14 protein-coding genes and 2 tRNA genes are annotated in these 15,375 nt (G+C 65.2%); 13 read left to right on the top strand and 3 right to left on the bottom strand.

Translation table 11 applies throughout. The annotated features are described in order from the left end of the window. Positions 1 to 13: 13 nt before the first annotated feature. On the top strand, positions 14 to 556 hold the full coding sequence (gene orn / locus JFY56_RS08815) for an oligoribonuclease (protein ID WP_208313150.1): 543 nt from the start codon (positions 14 to 16) through the stop codon (positions 554 to 556). A gap of 112 nt (positions 557 to 668) precedes the next feature. Here orn and queG read toward each other — a convergent pair whose 3' ends face one another. After that, positions 669 to 1,733: a tRNA epoxyqueuosine(34) reductase QueG gene (gene queG, locus JFY56_RS08810; RefSeq protein ID WP_208313149.1), complete on the bottom strand. Its 1,065-nt coding sequence runs from the start codon at positions 1,731 to 1,733 to the stop codon at positions 669 to 671. 75 nt (positions 1,734 to 1,808) lie between these two features. On the opposite strand from queG, the gene JFY56_RS08805 reads away from it, so the two are divergent. The 12 genes from JFY56_RS08805 (at position 1,809) to JFY56_RS08750 (ending at position 14,814) form a co-directional block, all read left to right on the top strand. After that, positions 1,809 to 3,308, top strand: coding sequence for an NAD(P)H-hydrate dehydratase (locus JFY56_RS08805; protein ID WP_208313148.1), 1,500 nt, complete (start codon positions 1,809 to 1,811; stop codon positions 3,306 to 3,308). Continuing rightward, on the top strand, positions 3,299 to 3,763 hold the full coding sequence (gene tsaE, locus JFY56_RS08800) for a tRNA (adenosine(37)-N6)-threonylcarbamoyltransferase complex ATPase subunit type 1 TsaE (RefSeq protein WP_208313147.1): 465 nt from the start codon (positions 3,299 to 3,301) through the stop codon (positions 3,761 to 3,763). Before JFY56_RS08805 ends, tsaE begins: the two co-directional genes overlap by 10 nt. An 8-nt stretch (positions 3,764 to 3,771) precedes the next feature. Next, entirely contained in the window at positions 3,772 to 5,199 is a 1,428-nt protein-coding gene (amiB, locus tag JFY56_RS08795) for an N-acetylmuramoyl-L-alanine amidase AmiB (RefSeq protein WP_208313146.1), read from the top strand. Beyond that, on the top strand, positions 5,196 to 7,100 hold the full coding sequence (mutL, locus tag JFY56_RS08790) for a DNA mismatch repair endonuclease MutL (protein WP_208313145.1): 1,905 nt from the start codon (positions 5,196 to 5,198) through the stop codon (positions 7,098 to 7,100). The genes amiB and mutL overlap by 4 nt, the downstream gene beginning before the upstream one ends. Positions 7,101 to 7,193: 93 nt before the next feature. Next, entirely contained in the window at positions 7,194 to 8,147 is a 954-nt protein-coding gene (miaA, locus tag JFY56_RS08785) for a tRNA (adenosine(37)-N6)-dimethylallyltransferase MiaA (RefSeq protein ID WP_208313144.1), read from the top strand. A gap of 105 nt (positions 8,148 to 8,252) precedes the next feature. Next, positions 8,253 to 8,501 (top strand): RNA chaperone Hfq, encoded by a 249-nt coding sequence (hfq, locus tag JFY56_RS08780; RefSeq protein ID WP_003095657.1) that lies wholly within the window; start codon positions 8,253 to 8,255, stop codon positions 8,499 to 8,501. A 12-nt stretch (positions 8,502 to 8,513) separates the two neighbouring features. Next, positions 8,514 to 9,815: a ribosome rescue GTPase HflX gene (gene hflX / locus JFY56_RS08775; RefSeq protein ID WP_208313143.1), complete on the top strand. Its 1,302-nt coding sequence runs from the start codon at positions 8,514 to 8,516 to the stop codon at positions 9,813 to 9,815. Positions 9,816 to 9,911: 96 nt separating this feature from the next. Beyond that, positions 9,912 to 11,075, top strand: coding sequence for an FtsH protease activity modulator HflK (hflK, locus tag JFY56_RS08770; RefSeq protein ID WP_208313142.1), 1,164 nt, complete (start codon positions 9,912 to 9,914; stop codon positions 11,073 to 11,075). Further along, positions 11,075 to 11,944 (top strand): protease modulator HflC, encoded by an 870-nt coding sequence (gene hflC / locus JFY56_RS08765; RefSeq protein WP_208313141.1) that lies wholly within the window; start codon positions 11,075 to 11,077, stop codon positions 11,942 to 11,944. Before hflK ends, hflC begins: the two co-directional genes overlap by 1 nt. A 106-nt stretch (positions 11,945 to 12,050) precedes the next feature. Then, positions 12,051 to 12,236, top strand: coding sequence for a DUF2065 domain-containing protein (locus JFY56_RS08760; protein WP_208313140.1), 186 nt, complete (start codon positions 12,051 to 12,053; stop codon positions 12,234 to 12,236). A gap of 34 nt (positions 12,237 to 12,270) precedes the next feature. After that, positions 12,271 to 13,449 carry an ATP phosphoribosyltransferase regulatory subunit gene (locus JFY56_RS08755; protein WP_208313139.1) on the top strand — a complete coding sequence of 393 codons (1,179 nt, stop codon included), beginning with the start codon at positions 12,271 to 12,273 and terminating at the stop codon, positions 13,447 to 13,449. A 69-nt stretch (positions 13,450 to 13,518) separates the two neighbouring features. Next, positions 13,519 to 14,814, top strand: a complete 1,296-nt coding sequence (locus JFY56_RS08750) for an adenylosuccinate synthase (protein ID WP_208313138.1) — start codon at positions 13,519 to 13,521, stop codon at positions 14,812 to 14,814. A 221-nt stretch (positions 14,815 to 15,035) separates the two neighbouring features. Here JFY56_RS08750 and JFY56_RS08745 read toward each other — a convergent pair. After that, positions 15,036 to 15,122: transfer RNA gene (locus JFY56_RS08745), tRNA-Leu, on the bottom strand. Positions 15,123 to 15,256: 134 nt separating this feature from the next. Then, positions 15,257 to 15,343, bottom strand: a tRNA-Leu gene (locus JFY56_RS08740). Positions 15,344 to 15,375 lie beyond the last annotated feature (32 nt).

Genomic DNA, 15,375 nt, shown 5'->3' with positions numbered 1-15,375 from the left:
TAGGAGCCGCATCATGCAGAACCCGCAGAACCTGATCTGGATCGACCTGGAAATGACCGGGCTGGACCCGGACCGGGACGTCATCATCGAAATGGCGACCATCGTCACCGATAGCCAGCTCAACGTCCTCGAAGAAGGCCCGGTGATCGCCATCCACCAGCCGGAGGAAATCCTCGCCGGCATGGACGAGTGGAACACCCGCCAGCACGGCCAGTCCGGCCTGACCCAGCGGGTCCGCGAGAGCCGCATATCCGCCGCCGAGGCTGAGGCGCAGACCCTGGTCTTCCTCGAAAAGTGGGTACCGAAGCGCGCCTCGCCGATCTGCGGCAACAGCATCTGCCAGGACCGCCGCTTCCTTTATAGGCACATGCCGAAGCTGGAAGCCTACTTCCACTACCGCAACCTCGACGTCTCAACCCTCAAGGAACTGGCGGCACGCTGGGCCCCGCAGGTGCGCGACAGCTTCAAGAAGGGCAACACCCACCTGGCGCTGGACGACATCCGCGAGTCCATCGCCGAGCTGAAGCATTACCGCGAGCATTTCATCAAGCTCTGATCCGCGAAGGGGCTTTCGTAGGAGCGGGCGCTCAGCCATCGTAGGATGGGTTGAGCGCAGCGATACCCATGCCGCCCGCTGGGTGTTGGGCTTCACTGCGTTCAGCGCCAACCTACAGGGCGCCATGCCGCCCCAGCGCCCACTGCACATGCTCGCGCACCAGCTCCGACGGAAACTCCCGCCGCGCCCTGAGCGCTTCCAGTACCGGAATGGTCGACGGCGCATTGCCCAGCCCGACGGCCAGGTTGCGCAGCCAGCGCTCGTAGCCGGCGCGGCGCAGCGGCGAGCCTTCGGTGCGGGTGAGAAACTCGTCCTCGGTCCAGAGGAACAGCTCGGCCAGCCCGGCATTGTCCAGATGGTGGCGGGGCTGGAAGTCGCCCTTGTCGGTGGCGCGGGCGAAGCGGTTCCACGGGCAGACCATCTGGCAGTCGTCGCAGCCGAACACCCGGTTGCCGATCAGTGAGCGCAACTCCACGGGAATCGAACCCTTCAGCTCGATGGTCAGGTAGGAAATGCAGCGCCGCGCGTCCAGCACATAGGGCGCGACGAAGGCCGCGGTCGGGCAGATGTCCAGGCACGCCGAGCAGCGCCCGCAGTGTTCCGTGCCGTGCGGCGGATCGACCGGCAGCGGCAGGTCGGTGAACAGTTCGCCGAGGAAGAAGTAGCTGCCGGCCTTGCGGTTCAGCACCAGGGTGTTCTTGCCGATCCAGCCGAGCCCGGCCTGTTCGGCGATGGCCTTCTCCAGCACCGGCGCGCTGTCGACGAAGGCGCGGTAGCCGAACGGGCCGACCGCCTGCTGCACGCGCTCCGCCAGTTGCTGCAGGCGCTTGCGGATCAGCTTGTGGTAATCGCGGCCCAACGCATAGCGCGAGACGTAGGCTTTCTCCGGAGCGGCGAGGACTTCCGCCATGCGCGTGTCGCCCGGCAGGTAGTCCATGCGCAGGGAAATCACCCGCAGGGTGCCGGGCACCAGTTCGTCCGGCCTCCAGCGCTTGCTGCCGTGGGCGCCCATGTAGTCCATCTCGCCGTGGTAGCCGGCCTCCAGCCAGCGCTGCAGGTGCGCGCCGTGGGTTTCCAGGTCGAGGCCGCTGATGCCGACCTGCTGAAAGCCGAGCTCGCGCCCCCAGTCCTTTATGTGCTGGGCGATATCGTGGAAGTTGGGGGCTGAATCATGCATGCGGAGCGGGAAAGCGGGGCCAGGGTGGGTATAATTCTGCCAGACCTTCACTCAGTCGCCGAATTTCCCCGCCAGATGAATCCGCATCCCCACGACGATCTGCCGACCGCTCTCTACAGTGCCGCCCAGGTGCGCGACCTCGATGCGCGCATCATCGCCGCCGGCACGCCGGGTTTCGAACTCATGCAGCGTGCCGCCCACGCCACCTGGCGCGCCTTGCGCCGGCGCTGGCCGGATGCCGGGGCAATCACCGTGCTGGCCGGGCATGGCAACAATGCCGGCGACGGCTACCTGATCGCCGCCCTGGCGCAGCGCGCCGGCTGGAGCGTGCGGGTACTGGCGGTGGGCGAAACCTCACGGCTTGCCGGCGACGCCGCATCGGCCCATGCCGAGGCGCTGACGGCCGGGGTCGCGGTGCAGCCCTGGACTGACGATTGCGAACTGCATGGCGTGCTGGTCGATGCCCTGCTCGGCACCGGTCTGGGCGGCGCGGTGCGTGAGCCCTATGCCGGGGCGATCCAGCGGATCAACGCCAGTGGTCTGCCGGTGCTGGCTGTGGATATCCCTTCCGGACTCAGCGCGGATACCGGCGAAATCCTTGGTGTGGCGGTGCGCGCACAGCTCACCGTGACCTTCATCGGCCTGAAGCTCGGCCTGTTCACAGCCCACGGTCCGGACTGCTGCGGCGAGCTGGCGTTCGCCGATCTCGATGCCGATCCGGCCCTGCTGCCGGCCAATCCGCTGGCGGTCCGCCTGGCTCCGGCCAGTCTCGGCAGGCTGGCGCCACGCCCGAAGGCCGCGCACAAGGGGCTCTACGGGCACCTGCTGGTGATCGGCGGCGACAGCGGCATGGGCGGCGCCGCGTTGCTGGCGGGGGAAAGCGCGCTGCGTTGCGGCGCCGGCCTGGTCTCGCTGGCGACCCGCGAGCAGCATGTCGTCAGCGCCCTGGCCCGGCGGCCGGAGCTGATGGCGCATGGTGTGGTGTCGTCCTCCGATCTGCTGCGCCTGGCCCAGCGAGCCGATGTGCTGGTGGTGGGGCCGGGCATTGGTCGCAATGCCTGGGGGCGCTGTCTGGTCAGTGCGGCGGCCAGCCTGGACAAGACGCAGGTGTGGGATGCCGATGCGCTCAACCTTCTGGCCGAGGAAGCGGTCACCCGGCCGACGCAGTCCTGGGTGATTACCCCGCATCCTGCCGAGGTGGCGCGCCTGCTGGGGCGTTCGACGGCGGAAGTTCAGGCGGATCGTCCCGCTGCCGCGCGCGAACTGGCCAATCGTTACCAGGCGGTGGTCGTGCTCAAGGGCGTAGGCAGCCTGATCGCAGCCCCGGACGGTCGCCTGGCGCTGTGTTCCCATGGCCATCCGGCGATGGCCGGGGCAGGGCTGGGGGATGTGCTGTCCGGTGTGGTCGGCGCCCTGCTGGCGCAGGAAATGGAAACATTCGATGCGGCCTGTCTGGCCGTCTGGTTGCATGCCCGAGCCGGCGAGAGTCTTGGTGGCGCCGGGAGAGGCCTGGCCGCCAGTGATCTGATCCCTGCCGTTCGTCAGTTACTTGAGGAGTCGAACCCATGTCTTTGAATCTGTTCGCCGATGGCGAGGAAGCCATGTACGAACTGGGCGGGCGGATCGCGGCGGTCAGCGGGGGAAGGGGCGTCATTTACCTGCACGGCGACCTGGGCGCCGGCAAGACCACCCTGTCACGCGGCATTCTGCGTGGCCTCGGCCATGTCGGAGCGGTGAAGAGCCCGACCTTCACCCTGGTCGAGCCCTATGAGATCGATGGCAAGCGCGCCTTCCATTTCGATCTTTACCGCCTGGCCGATCCGGAAGAACTGGAATATCTCGGCATCCGCGACTACTTCGAGGGCGATGCGCTGTGCCTGATCGAGTGGGCCGAGCGCGGTACGGGCATTTTGCCAAAGGCGGACCTGGACATTACCATTGTCCCGCAAGCGGGTGGCCGCACGCTGCGCCTTGAACCGCACGGTGCGCGGGGCGAAGCCTGGTGCGCCACCCTGACCACAGGAGCATGAGAATAAACATGGGTTGGGGGTTGCGCCTGCGGGCGTTGTTGACCGGTTTCATCGTTCTGCTGACATTCGGTGCCGGCGAGGTTCTTGCCGCCACGCAAATCAAGAGCGTGCGCATCTGGCGCGCGCCGGACAACACCCGCCTGGTGTTCGATCTGTCCGGCCCGGTGCAGCACAGCCTGTTCACCCTGAGCGCGCCCAATCGCATCGTCATCGACGTCAATGGCGCCCAGCTGACCACTGTGCTGGACAAGCTCAAGCTGTCCAACACCCCGATCACCGCGGTGCGTTCGGCACAGCGCACGCCGAACGACGTGCGCCTGGTGCTCGACCTGTCCACCCAGGTAACGCCGAAGAGCTTCGTCCTGCCGCCCAACCAGCAGTACGGCAACCGTCTGGTGGTCGATCTGTATGACCAGGGCGCCGACCTCGCTCCTCCAGTCCCGGCCACGCCGACGCCGAACGCACCGGCCGTGCCTGTCACGCCAACCCAGCCTGTGGCCAAGCTGCCGGCTCCGGCTGGCGGCAAGCGCGATGTCGTCATCGCCATCGACGCCGGTCACGGCGGCGAAGACCCGGGCGCACTGGGCCCTGGCGGCCTGCACGAGAAGAACATCACCCTGTCGATCGCCCGCGAACTGCAGCGGCAGATCAACCAGATGAAGGGCTTCCGCGCCGAACTGACGCGTACCGGCGACTACTTCATTCCGCTGCGCAAGCGCACCGAGATCGCCCGCAAGAAGGGCGCCGACCTGTTCGTCTCCATCCACGCCGACGCCGCGCCCAGCCGCAGCGCCTTCGGTGCCTCGGTATTCGCCCTGTCCGATCGCGGCGCAACTTCCGAGACCGCCCGCTGGCTGGCGGACACCGAGAACCGCTCCGACCTGATCGGCGGTGACGGTGGCGTCAACCTGGATGACAAGGACCGCATGCTGGCGGGCGTGCTGCTCGACCTGTCGATGACCGCGACCATGTCGTCGAGCCTGGACGTCGGCCACAAGGTGCTGACCAACGTCGGTCGCATCACCTCGCTGCACAAGCGGCGGGTCGAGCAGGCCGGCTTCATGGTGCTGAAGTCGCCGGATATTCCGTCGATTCTGGTGGAAACCGGCTTCATCTCCAACCCGGGCGAATCGCAGAAGCTGGCCAGTATTTCGCACCAGCAGGCCCTGGCGCGCTCGATCTCCAGCGGCATCCGCCAGTACTTCCAGCAGACGCCGCCGCCGGGCACCTACCTGGCTTCGCTGCGCGACAGCGGCCAGCTCGCCGTCGGTCCGCGCGAGCACGTGGTGCGTTCCGGCGAGAGTCTGTCGATGATCGCCAGCCGCTACGACGTCAGCATGTCGGCGCTGCGTAACGCCAACGAGCTGAAGAGCGACAGCGTGCGCATCGGCCAGGTACTGAAGATTCCCGCTACGGCGCTGGCGGTACAGCAATGACCGATGATCGCCGTATCCAGCTGCTGAGTCCGCGGCTGGCCAACCAGATCGCCGCGGGCGAGGTGGTCGAGCGCCCCGCCTCGGTGATCAAGGAACTCCTGGAAAACAGCCTGGATGCCGGCGCCCGGCGCGTCGACATCGAGGTGGAGCAGGGCGGCGTCAAACTGCTGCGCGTGCGCGACGACGGCGGCGGCATTCCGGCCGACGACCTGCCGCTGGCCCTGGCGCGCCACGCCACCAGCAAGATCCGCGAACTGGAAGACCTGGAACGGGTGATGAGCCTGGGCTTCCGCGGCGAGGCGCTGGCCTCGATCAGCTCCGTCTCGCGCCTGACCATGACTTCGCGCACCGCCGATGCCGAGCAGGCCTGGCAGGTGGAAACCGAGGGCCGCGACATGCAGACGCGCGTGCAGCCGGCGGCGCATCCGGTCGGCACCAGCGTGGAAGTCCGCGACCTGTTCTTCAATACCCCGGCGCGACGCAAGTTCCTGCGCGCCGAGAAGACCGAATTCGATCACCTGCAGGAAGTCATCAAGCGCCTGGCGCTGGCCCGCTTCGATGTGGCCTTCCACCTGCGGCACAACGGCAAGACCATCTTCTCCCTGCACGAGGCGGCCGATGAACTGGCTCGCGCGCGGCGCGTGGGCGCGGTGTGCGGCTCGGGCTTCCTCGAACAGGCGCTGCCCATCGAAGTCGAGCGCAACGGCCTGCACCTGTGGGGCTGGGTCGGCTTGCCGACCTTCTCGCGCAGCCAGCCGGACCTGCAGTATTTCTACGTGAACGGTCGCATGGTGCGCGACAAGCTGGTCGCCCATGCGGTGCGCCAGGCCTATCGCGACGTGCTGTACAACGGCCGTCATCCTACCTTCGTGCTGTTCTTCGAGGTCGATCCGGCGGTGGTCGACGTCAACGTGCATCCGACCAAGCATGAGGTGCGCTTCCGCGACAGCCGCATGGTCCACGACTTCCTCTATGGCACCCTGCACCGGGCGCTGGCCGAGGTGCGACCGGACGACCAACTGGCGCCGCCGGGGGCGACCACCCTGACCGTGCAGCGCCCCACCGGGCAGGCAGCGGGCGAGTTCGGTCCGCAGGGCGAGATGCGCCTGGCGGAGAGCGTACTGGAAGCTCCGGCTGCGGCGCGTTCCTGGGAGACGCGCGCGAGCGGCGCGCCGTCTTCCGGCTCCGGGTACGGCTATCAGCCGCCGCGCCAGGAGGTTCCGCCGCTGGCCGAGGCGCAGGGCGCCTACAAGACCTTCTTCGCGCCGCTGTCCGACACGTCGGCGCCACAGGCGTTGCCGGAAAGCGCGCAGGACATCCCGCCGCTGGGCTACGCCCTGGCGCAGCTCAAGGGTATCTACATCCTCGCCGAGAACGCCCACGGTCTGGTGCTGGTGGACATGCACGCGGCCCACGAGCGCATCACCTACGAGCGCCTGAAGATCGCCATGGCCAGCGAAGGTTTGCGCGGCCAGCCGTTGCTGGTGCCGGAGTCCATCGCCGTCAGCGAGCGTGAGGCCGATTGTGCCGAGGAGCATTCCGGCTGGTTCCAGAAGCTCGGTTTCGAACTGCAGCGGCTGGGTCCGGAGACCCTGGCGATCCGCCAGATTCCCGCCCTGCTCAAGCAGGCCGAGGCGACCCAGTTGGTGCGCGACGTGATCGCCGACCTGCTGGAGTACGGCACCAGCGACCGCATCCAGGCGCATCTCAACGAGTTGCTCGGGACCATGGCCTGCCACGGTGCGGTGCGTGCCAACCGCCGCCTGACCGTGCCGGAGATGAATGCGCTGCTGCGCGACATGGAGATCACCGAGCGCAGCGGCCAGTGCAACCATGGCCGTCCGACCTGGACCCAGCTCGGCCTGGACGAGCTGGACAAGCTGTTCCTGCGCGGTCGATGAGGTAGCGCGGGCGATATCCATTGATGGGTATCGCTTCGTTCGACCCATCCTACATACTCGATCCACCCTGCGTACCTTTCATACGAGCTTTCGATGTCTTCGCTGCCTCCCGCCATCTTTCTCATGGGCCCGACCGCCGCCGGCAAGACCGATCTGGCGCTGGACCTGGCGCGCGTGCTGCCCTGTGAGTTGATCAGCGTGGATTCCGCACTGGTCTACCGGGGCATGGATATCGGCACCGCCAAGCCCTCCCGCGAGGTGCTGGCAGAGTTTCCTCATCGCCTGATCGACATCCGCGATCCGTCGGAGACCTATTCCGCCGCCGAGTTTCGCGCCGACGCCCTGGCGGCGATGGCGGAAATCACCGCGGCCGGACGCATTCCGCTGCTGGTCGGCGGCACCATGTTGTATTTCAAGGCATTGCTGGAAGGGCTGGCCGACATGCCCAGCGCCGATCCCGCGGTGCGCGCGGAAATAGAGGCGCTGGCCGCCGTCGAGGGCTGGGCGGAGGTGCATCGGCAGCTCGCCGAGGTAGATGCCGAGTCGGCGCAGCGCATTCATCCCAACGATCCGCAGCGCCTGACCCGCGCCCTGGAGGTCTATCGCGTCAGCGGAATTTCGATGAGCGAGCACCGGCGGCGCCAGGCGGGGGAAAATGCGCCTGAAGGCAGTCAATTGCCGTATAATGCCGTCCATCTGGCGATCGCCCCGCTGCAACGCCAGATCCTGCACGCGCGTATCGCGCAACGTTTTCGCCTGATGCTGGAACAGGGCTTCGTTTCCGAGGTCGAAGGTCTTCGCGCAAGAGATGACTTGCACGCCGGCCTGCCGTCCATTCGCGCAGTAGGTTACCGACAGGTATGGGATTACCTGGATGGCAAACTGTCCTACGCTGAAATGGAGGAGCGCGGAATCATTGCCACCCGGCAACTGGCCAAGCGCCAGTTCACCTGGCTGCGCAGCTGGAGCAATCTACACTGGTTGGACAGCCTGGCAGGCGACAATCTGCCGCGGACCTTGAAATACCTTGGGGCCATCTCCATATAGGATCGAGACCTGATTTGGCCGTCTATCCTTGGGGCTAAAAGGACGGCGTTTAGCCAATACGACTACTACATCTAGATATTTATTACCCTTAAAGGAGTGCGGCATATGTCAAAAGGGCATTCGCTACAAGACCCTTACCTCAATACCCTGCGGAAAGAGCGCGTCCCGGTTTCCATTTACCTGGTCAACGGCATCAAGCTGCAAGGCCAGATCGAATCCTTCGACCAGTTCGTAATTCTGCTGAAGAACACCGTCAGCCAGATGGTGTACAAACACGCCATTTCCACTGTGGTTCCCAGCCGTCCGGTGCGTCTGCCGAGTGGCGATCAGCCGGCCGAGCCGGGCAACGCCTGACGGGAGCCTGTCTTGTTCTTTGAGCGCCCGGGCGGTGGGGAACGGGCCATCCTGGTCCATCTGGAAGGTTCGGACCCCGAGGCGCGCGAAGATCCTCAGGAATTCCAGGAGCTGGCTCGTTCGGCGGGCGCGGAGTCCGTGGCTTTCATCAGCATTTCGCGCCACCAGCCCTCAGCCAAGTTCCTGATCGGCAGCGGCAAGGTCGAAGAGCTTCACGACCTTGTGCAGGCCGAAAAGGTCGAGCTGATCATTTTCAATCACACCTTGACCCCCAGTCAGGAGCGTAACCTCGAGCGGGCGCTGGAATGCCGCGTGCTCGATCGCACCGGACTGATCCTCGACATCTTCGCCCAGCGCGCCCGTACCCATGAGGGCAAACTGCAGGTGGAGCTGGCCCAGCTCGAACACATGAGCACGCGCCTGGTACGGGGCTGGACTCACCTTGAGCGGCAGAAGGGTGGTATCGGTCTGCGTGGTCCGGGTGAAACCCAGCTGGAAACCGACCGCCGCCTGTTGCGTGGGCGTATCCGGCAGATCAAGCAGCGCCTGGAAAAGGTCCGCAGCCAGCGCGAGCAGGCTCGGCGCGGGCGTCGTCGCGCCGATATTCCCTCGGTTTCGCTGGTGGGTTACACCAACGCCGGCAAGTCCACACTGTTCAACGTGCTGACGACCTCCGAGGTGTATGCCGCCGACCAGTTGTTCGCCACCCTCGACCCGACCCTGCGCCGCCTCGAGCTGGAGGACATCGGGCCGATCGTGCTGGCCGACACCGTGGGCTTCATTCGTCATCTGCCGCACAAGCTGGTCGAGGCCTTCCGCGCTACGCTGGAGGAGTCGAGCAATTCCGACCTGCTGCTGCATGTGATCGACGCCCATGAGCCGGATCGCACCGCCCATATCGAGCAGGTGCATGCGGTGCTGGACGAGATCGGTGCCAACGAGCTGCCGATGCTCGAGGTGTACAACAAGATCGACCTGCTGCCGGACTTCGAAGCGCAGATCCAGCGCGACGAAAATGGCAAGCCGGTGCGGGTCTGGCTTTCCGCCCGCGAGTCACGCGGTCTTGAGCTTCTCGAACAGGCTGTGGCCGAATTGCTCGGCGACGACCTGTTCGTGGGTACCCTGTGCCTGCCGCAGCGCCTCGGACGTTTGCGTGCGCAATTCTTCGCGCTGGGTGCGGTGCAGTCGGAAGAGCACGACGAACAGGGACATGCGCTATTGCAGGTTCGCCTGCCGCGAGTGGAGCTGAATCGCCTGGTGAGCCGCGAAGGCTGGCAGCCGGCGGAGTTCATTGCGCAACACACTTTGCAATAAAGCCCGGGGCGCTGTTTTTGGCAGCGGCCCAGGCATTCTGTAGCATTGGTGGGCGCGCCGTAGGCGCGTTTTCGCGTTATTCAGATGGAGAGCGCTATGGCCTGGAATGAGCCGGGTGACAACAAGAACGACCAGGACCCCTGGGGCGGTCGCCGTGGTGGCGGTCGTCAGGGACCGCCTGACCTGGATGAGGCCTTCCGCAAACTGCAGGACAGCCTGAACGGTATCTTTGGCAAGAAGCGCAGCGGCGGGGGCTTCGGCTCCGGCGGCAAGGGCGGCGGGCTGGGCATCTTCGGCATCGGCCTGGCCGTGCTCGCCGTGCTCTGGCTGTACAACGCCATCTACGTGGTCGACGAGCAGGAGCAGGCAGTGATCCTGCGCTTCGGCAAGTTCCACGAAACGGTTGGCCCCGGCCTGAACTTCTATTTCCCTCCGATCGACAAGAAGTTCCAGGAGAACGTCACCCGCGAGCGTGCCTACACCAAGCAGGGGCAGATGCTCACCGAGGACGAGAACATCGTCGAAGTGCCGCTCACCGTGCAGTACAAGATCAGCAACCTGCAGGACTTCGTGCTCAACGTCGACCAGCCGGAAGTCAGCCTGCAGCACTCGACTGAGAGCGCCCTGCGCCACGTGGCGGGTTCCACCACCATGGACCGCATCCTCACCGAGGGGCGTGAGCAGATGGCCACCGAGGTACGCGAGCGCCTGCAGCGGTTCCTCGACACCTACAAGACCGGCATCACCGTGACCCAGGTGAACATCCAGAGCGCTGCCGCACCGCGTGAGGTACAGGAAGCGTTCGACGACGTGATCCGTGCTCGCGAGGATGAGCAGCGCGAGAAGAACCAGGCCGAGGCCTACGCCAATGGCGTGGTTCCTGAGGCGCGTGGTCAGGCACAGCGCATCATCGAGGAGGCCAATGGCTACCGCGATGAAGTCGTTTCCCGTGCCCAAGGTGAGGCGGATCGCTTTACCAAGCTGGTGACCGAATACCGCAAGGCGCCGGATGTCATGCGCGAACGCCTGTACATCGACACCATGCAGGAAGTCATGAGCCAGACCAGCAAGGTCATGGTGACTGGCCAGCAGGGGCAGAACAACCTGCTCTACCTGCCGCTGGACAAGATGGTCGGCGGTAGCCGTGCCGCGACTGGCGCGAGCGCTGCGCCCAGCACTACGAGCGGCGCGCCGGACCTGGGTTCGCGGGTGGCGAATGACTTGCAGCAGCGCGATATGCGTTCCAGGGAGAGTCGCTGATGAGTAACAAGTCTCTGATCGCCCTGATCGCGGGCGTGGTGGTCGCCGTGGTCCTGTGGAGCTCGGTGTACGTGGTCCAGCAGACCGAGCGCGCCGTGCTGCTGCGCTTCGGCCGCGTGGTCGAATCGGATGTGAAGCCGGGTCTGCATTTCAAGATTCCGTACGTCAACCAGGTGCGCAAGTTCGACGCCCGCCTGCTGACGCTGGATTCGCCGACCCAGCGTTTCCTCACGCTGGAGAAGAAGGCGGTGATGGTGGATGCCTTCGCCAAGTGGCGTGTGGCTGATGCCGAGCGTTTCTACACCGCGACTTCCGGTCTCAAGCAGGTTGCCGACGAGCGCCTGTCACGGCGTCTGGAAGCGGGTCTGCGCGACCAGTTCGGTAAGCGCACCCTGCATGAGGTGGTCTCTGGTGAGCGCGATGCGTTGATGGCTGACATCACCGCTTCGCTGAACCGGATGGCGCAGAAGGAGCTGGGCATCGAGGTGATCGATGTGCGGGTCAAGGCCATCGATCTGCCGAAGGAAGTCAACCGCAGCGTGTTCGACCGTATGAGCACCGAGCGTGAGCGTGAGGCGCGCGAGCACCGTGCCAAGGGCCGCGAGTTGGCCGAGGGCATCCGTGCCGACGCCGATCGCCAGCGCCGCGTGCTGCTCGCCGAAGCCTATCGCGAGGCGGAGGAAACCCGCGGTGATGGTGACGCCAAGGCGTCGGCCATCTACGCCAAGGCCTACAGCCAGGACCCGGAGTTCTATGCGTTCACCCGGAGCCTGAAGGCCTATCGTGAGAGCTTTGCCGACAAGAAGGACGTGCTGGTGCTCGATCCGGGCAGCGAGTTCTTCCGCTATCTGGAGAAGTCCAGGCAGTAACCGCGTTCTCCGGCGGGCGGCAGCGCCCGCCGGAGAAAACGTGTTATCATGGGTCAGCCGGGAAATCCCGGCTTTTTTGCGTCCGCGAGATTCATGTACGAGAGCCATGTGGCAGGAATTCGGCAAGGCATTCTGTCTGATGCTGGTACTGGAAGGCATCCTTCCGTTCCTCTGGCCGCGTGGCTGGCGTGACGCCGTGAGCGGGATCAGTCGCCTCGGCGACCGTCACCTGCGACTTGTCGGGCTGGGCAGCATGCTGCTCGGCACCGTCCTTCTTTACTGGATTCACTGATGAATTGCCGCCCGGCTGAAAGGGGAGAGGCGACATGGCAACGGTAGACCGCTGGCTGCTGCCAGATGGGATCGAAGAAGTGCTGCCACCGGAGGCGGCGCGCGTTGAAGCAGCCCGCCGTCAGGTGCTGGACCTGTTCCAGCGCTGGGGCTACGAGTTCGTCGTCACCCCGCATATCGAATACCTGGAGTCCCTGCTGACTGGTGCTTCCGAGGATCTGGCTCTGCGCACCTTCAAGGTGACCGACCCGGCCTCCGGACGCCTGATGGGGTTCCGTGCGGACATCACGCCGCAAGTCGCCCGCATGGATGCGCACAGTCTGCATCGCGAAGGGCCGAGCCGCCTGTGCTACGCCGGCAGTGTCCTGCATGCGCGTCCGCGCGCGCTGGCCACTTCGCGCAGCCCGATCCAGCTCGGTGCCGAGCTGTATGGCGACGCGAGTCCGGCGAGCGACATCGAGGTGATCAGCCTGATGCTCGACATGCTGGGCATGGCTCAGGTGCCGGACGTGCACATGGACCTCGGCCATGTCGGCATCTACCGTGGCCTGGCCCAGGCGGCCGGGCTCTCGGGCGAGGTCGAGCAACTGCTGTTCGATGCCCTGCAACGCAAGGCTGTGGACGAAGTGGCGGCGCTGACCGAAGGGTTGCCGGCCGATCTGGCTGCAATGCTGCGTGCGCTGGCCGAGCTGTGTGGCGGACGCGAAGTGTTCGCCCAGGCCCGCGAGTGTCTGGCTGAGGCGCCGGCGCCTGTGCAGGCCGCGCTTGCGGAGCTGGAAATCATCGCCGATGCGCTGACTGCGCGTTTCCCTGATCTGCCGCTGTACTTCGACCTCGGCGAGCTGCGTGGCTATCACTATCACACCGGTGTCGTATTCGCGGCTTTCGTGCCGGGCGTTGGCGAGTCCATTGCCCAGGGCGGTCGTTACGATGACATCGGTGCCGACTTCGGTCGTGCGCGCCCGGCAACCGGTTTCTCTACCGACCTGAAGACCTTGGTGACCCTGGGGCAGGCGGAGTTGGATGCGCCGCTTTCGGGTATCTGGGCGCCGGTCGATGGCGCTGGTTTGTGGCAGGCGGTGCAACGACTGCGCCGCGACGGTCAGCGCGTGGTTCAGGCGCTGCAAGGGCAGGACGCGGCTTCTGCGCGCGAAGCGGGCTGCGACCGGCAGCTGCTGGAGCGCGATGGTAATTGGCAGGTGGTGTCGCTCTAACCGAGTGCGGCATCCAGAGTTTTCGCCGGCCGCGGCCGGCATCGAACATCCACGATGGGGACAAGTGTTATGGGTAAGAATGTCGTAGTCCTGGGCACCCAATGGGGTGATGAGGGCAAAGGCAAGATCGTCGACTTGCTCACCGACCAGGCTGCTGCCGTTGTGCGCTACCAGGGTGGCCACAATGCCGGCCATACGCTGGTGATCGACGGTGAGAAGACCGTTCTGCACCTGATTCCGTCGGGCATCCTGCGCGAAGGCGTGCAGTGCCTGATCGGCAACGGCGTGGTGCTGGCGCCGGATGCGCTGATGCGCGAGATCGCCAAGCTGGAAGAGAAGGGCGTGCCGGTGCGTGAGCGCCTGCGCATCAGTCCGTCCTGCCCGCTGATCCTGTCCTTCCACGTTGCCCTTGACCAGGCTCGCGAGAAGGCCCGTGGCGATGCGAAGATCGGCACCACCGGTCGTGGCATCGGCCCGGCATACGAAGACAAGGTCGCCCGTCGCGGTCTGCGCGTTGCCGACCTGTTCCACCGCGAGCGTTTTGCCGCCAAGCTGGGCGAGCTGCTGGACTACCACAACTTCGTCCTGCAGAACTATTACAAGGAACCGACCATCGACTTCCAGAAGACTCTGGATGAGTGCATGGGCTACGCCGAACAGCTGGAGCCGATGCTGGCCGACGTCACTGCGACCCTGCACAACCTGCGCCGCGCCGAACAGAACATCATGTTCGAGGGCGCCCAGGGTTCTCTGCTGGATATCGACCACGGCACCTATCCGTTCGTGACCAGCTCCAACACCACCGCTGGCGGCACCGCTACCGGATCGGGCTTCGGTCCGCTGTACCTGGACTACATCCTCGGCATCACCAAGGCCTACACCACCCGTGTCGGTTCCGGCCCGTTCCCGACCGAGCTGTTCGATGACGTCGGTGCGTACCTGGCGAAGAAAGGCCACGAGTTCGGCGCCACCACTGGCCGCGCCCGCCGTTGCGGCTGGTTCGACGCGGTGATCCTGCGTCGCGCCATCGAGATCAACAGCCTGTCCGGCCTGTGCCTGACCAAGCTGGACGTGCTCGACGGCCTGGAAACCATCCGCCTGTGCACCGGCTACAAGAATGCCGCCGGCGAGTTGCTGGTCGATGCGCCGACCGATGCCGACAGCTACATCGGCCTGCAGCCGGTCTACGAGGACATGCCGGGCTGGAGCGAATCCACCGTCGGCGCCAAGTCGCTGGAAGAACTGCCGGCCAACGCCCGTGCCTACATCAAGCGCGTGGAAGAGCTGGTCGGTGCGCCGATCGACATCATCTCCACCGGCCCGGATCGCAACGAGACCATCATCCTGCGCCATCCGTTCGGTTGATCTCTCGCTGTACGTGCAACGGGCCGCTCATGCGGCCCGTTGTCGTTTCAGGGTGATGCTTTCCGTAGGAGCGAGCTCTGCTCGCGAAGCTTTTTGTATGGCCGGTGTTCGCGAGCAGAGCTCGCTCCTACAGGGGTTGGTCGATATCCGCGGATGACGAGGGAAGAATAAAAACGCCAGAAAGCAAAAAGCCGAGCAGTGCTCGGCTTTTTGCTTGAAGATGGTGCCCAGGAGAAGACTCGAACTTCCACGGTGTTGCCACCGCTAGGACCTGAACCTAGTGCGTCTACCAATTCCGCCACCTGGGCATGCTTTTCAGCATGGGGTGCGATGATCGCTCATCGTCTTGCGGTAGTGCAACCTTTCGGTCGCTGGCGGTTGATGTTCGGTTTCAGGGTTCCGAACCCGCCGTCAATAAAGCTGTAAGCTCTATCGATAAATATGGTGCCCAGGAGAAGACTCGAACTTCCACGGTGTTGCCACCGCTAGGACCTGAACCTAGTGCGTCTACCAATTCCGCCACCTGGGCACTGGAGTCGATGATTGATCATCGTTTCCGTG

This window comes from Pseudomonas schmalbachii (genome assembly GCF_017589465.1).
Taxonomy (GTDB): domain Bacteria; phylum Pseudomonadota; class Gammaproteobacteria; order Pseudomonadales; family Pseudomonadaceae; genus Pseudomonas; species Pseudomonas schmalbachii.
Note: the sequence above shows the minus strand (reverse complement) of the source record. Positions and strands in the feature narration are given on the sequence as shown.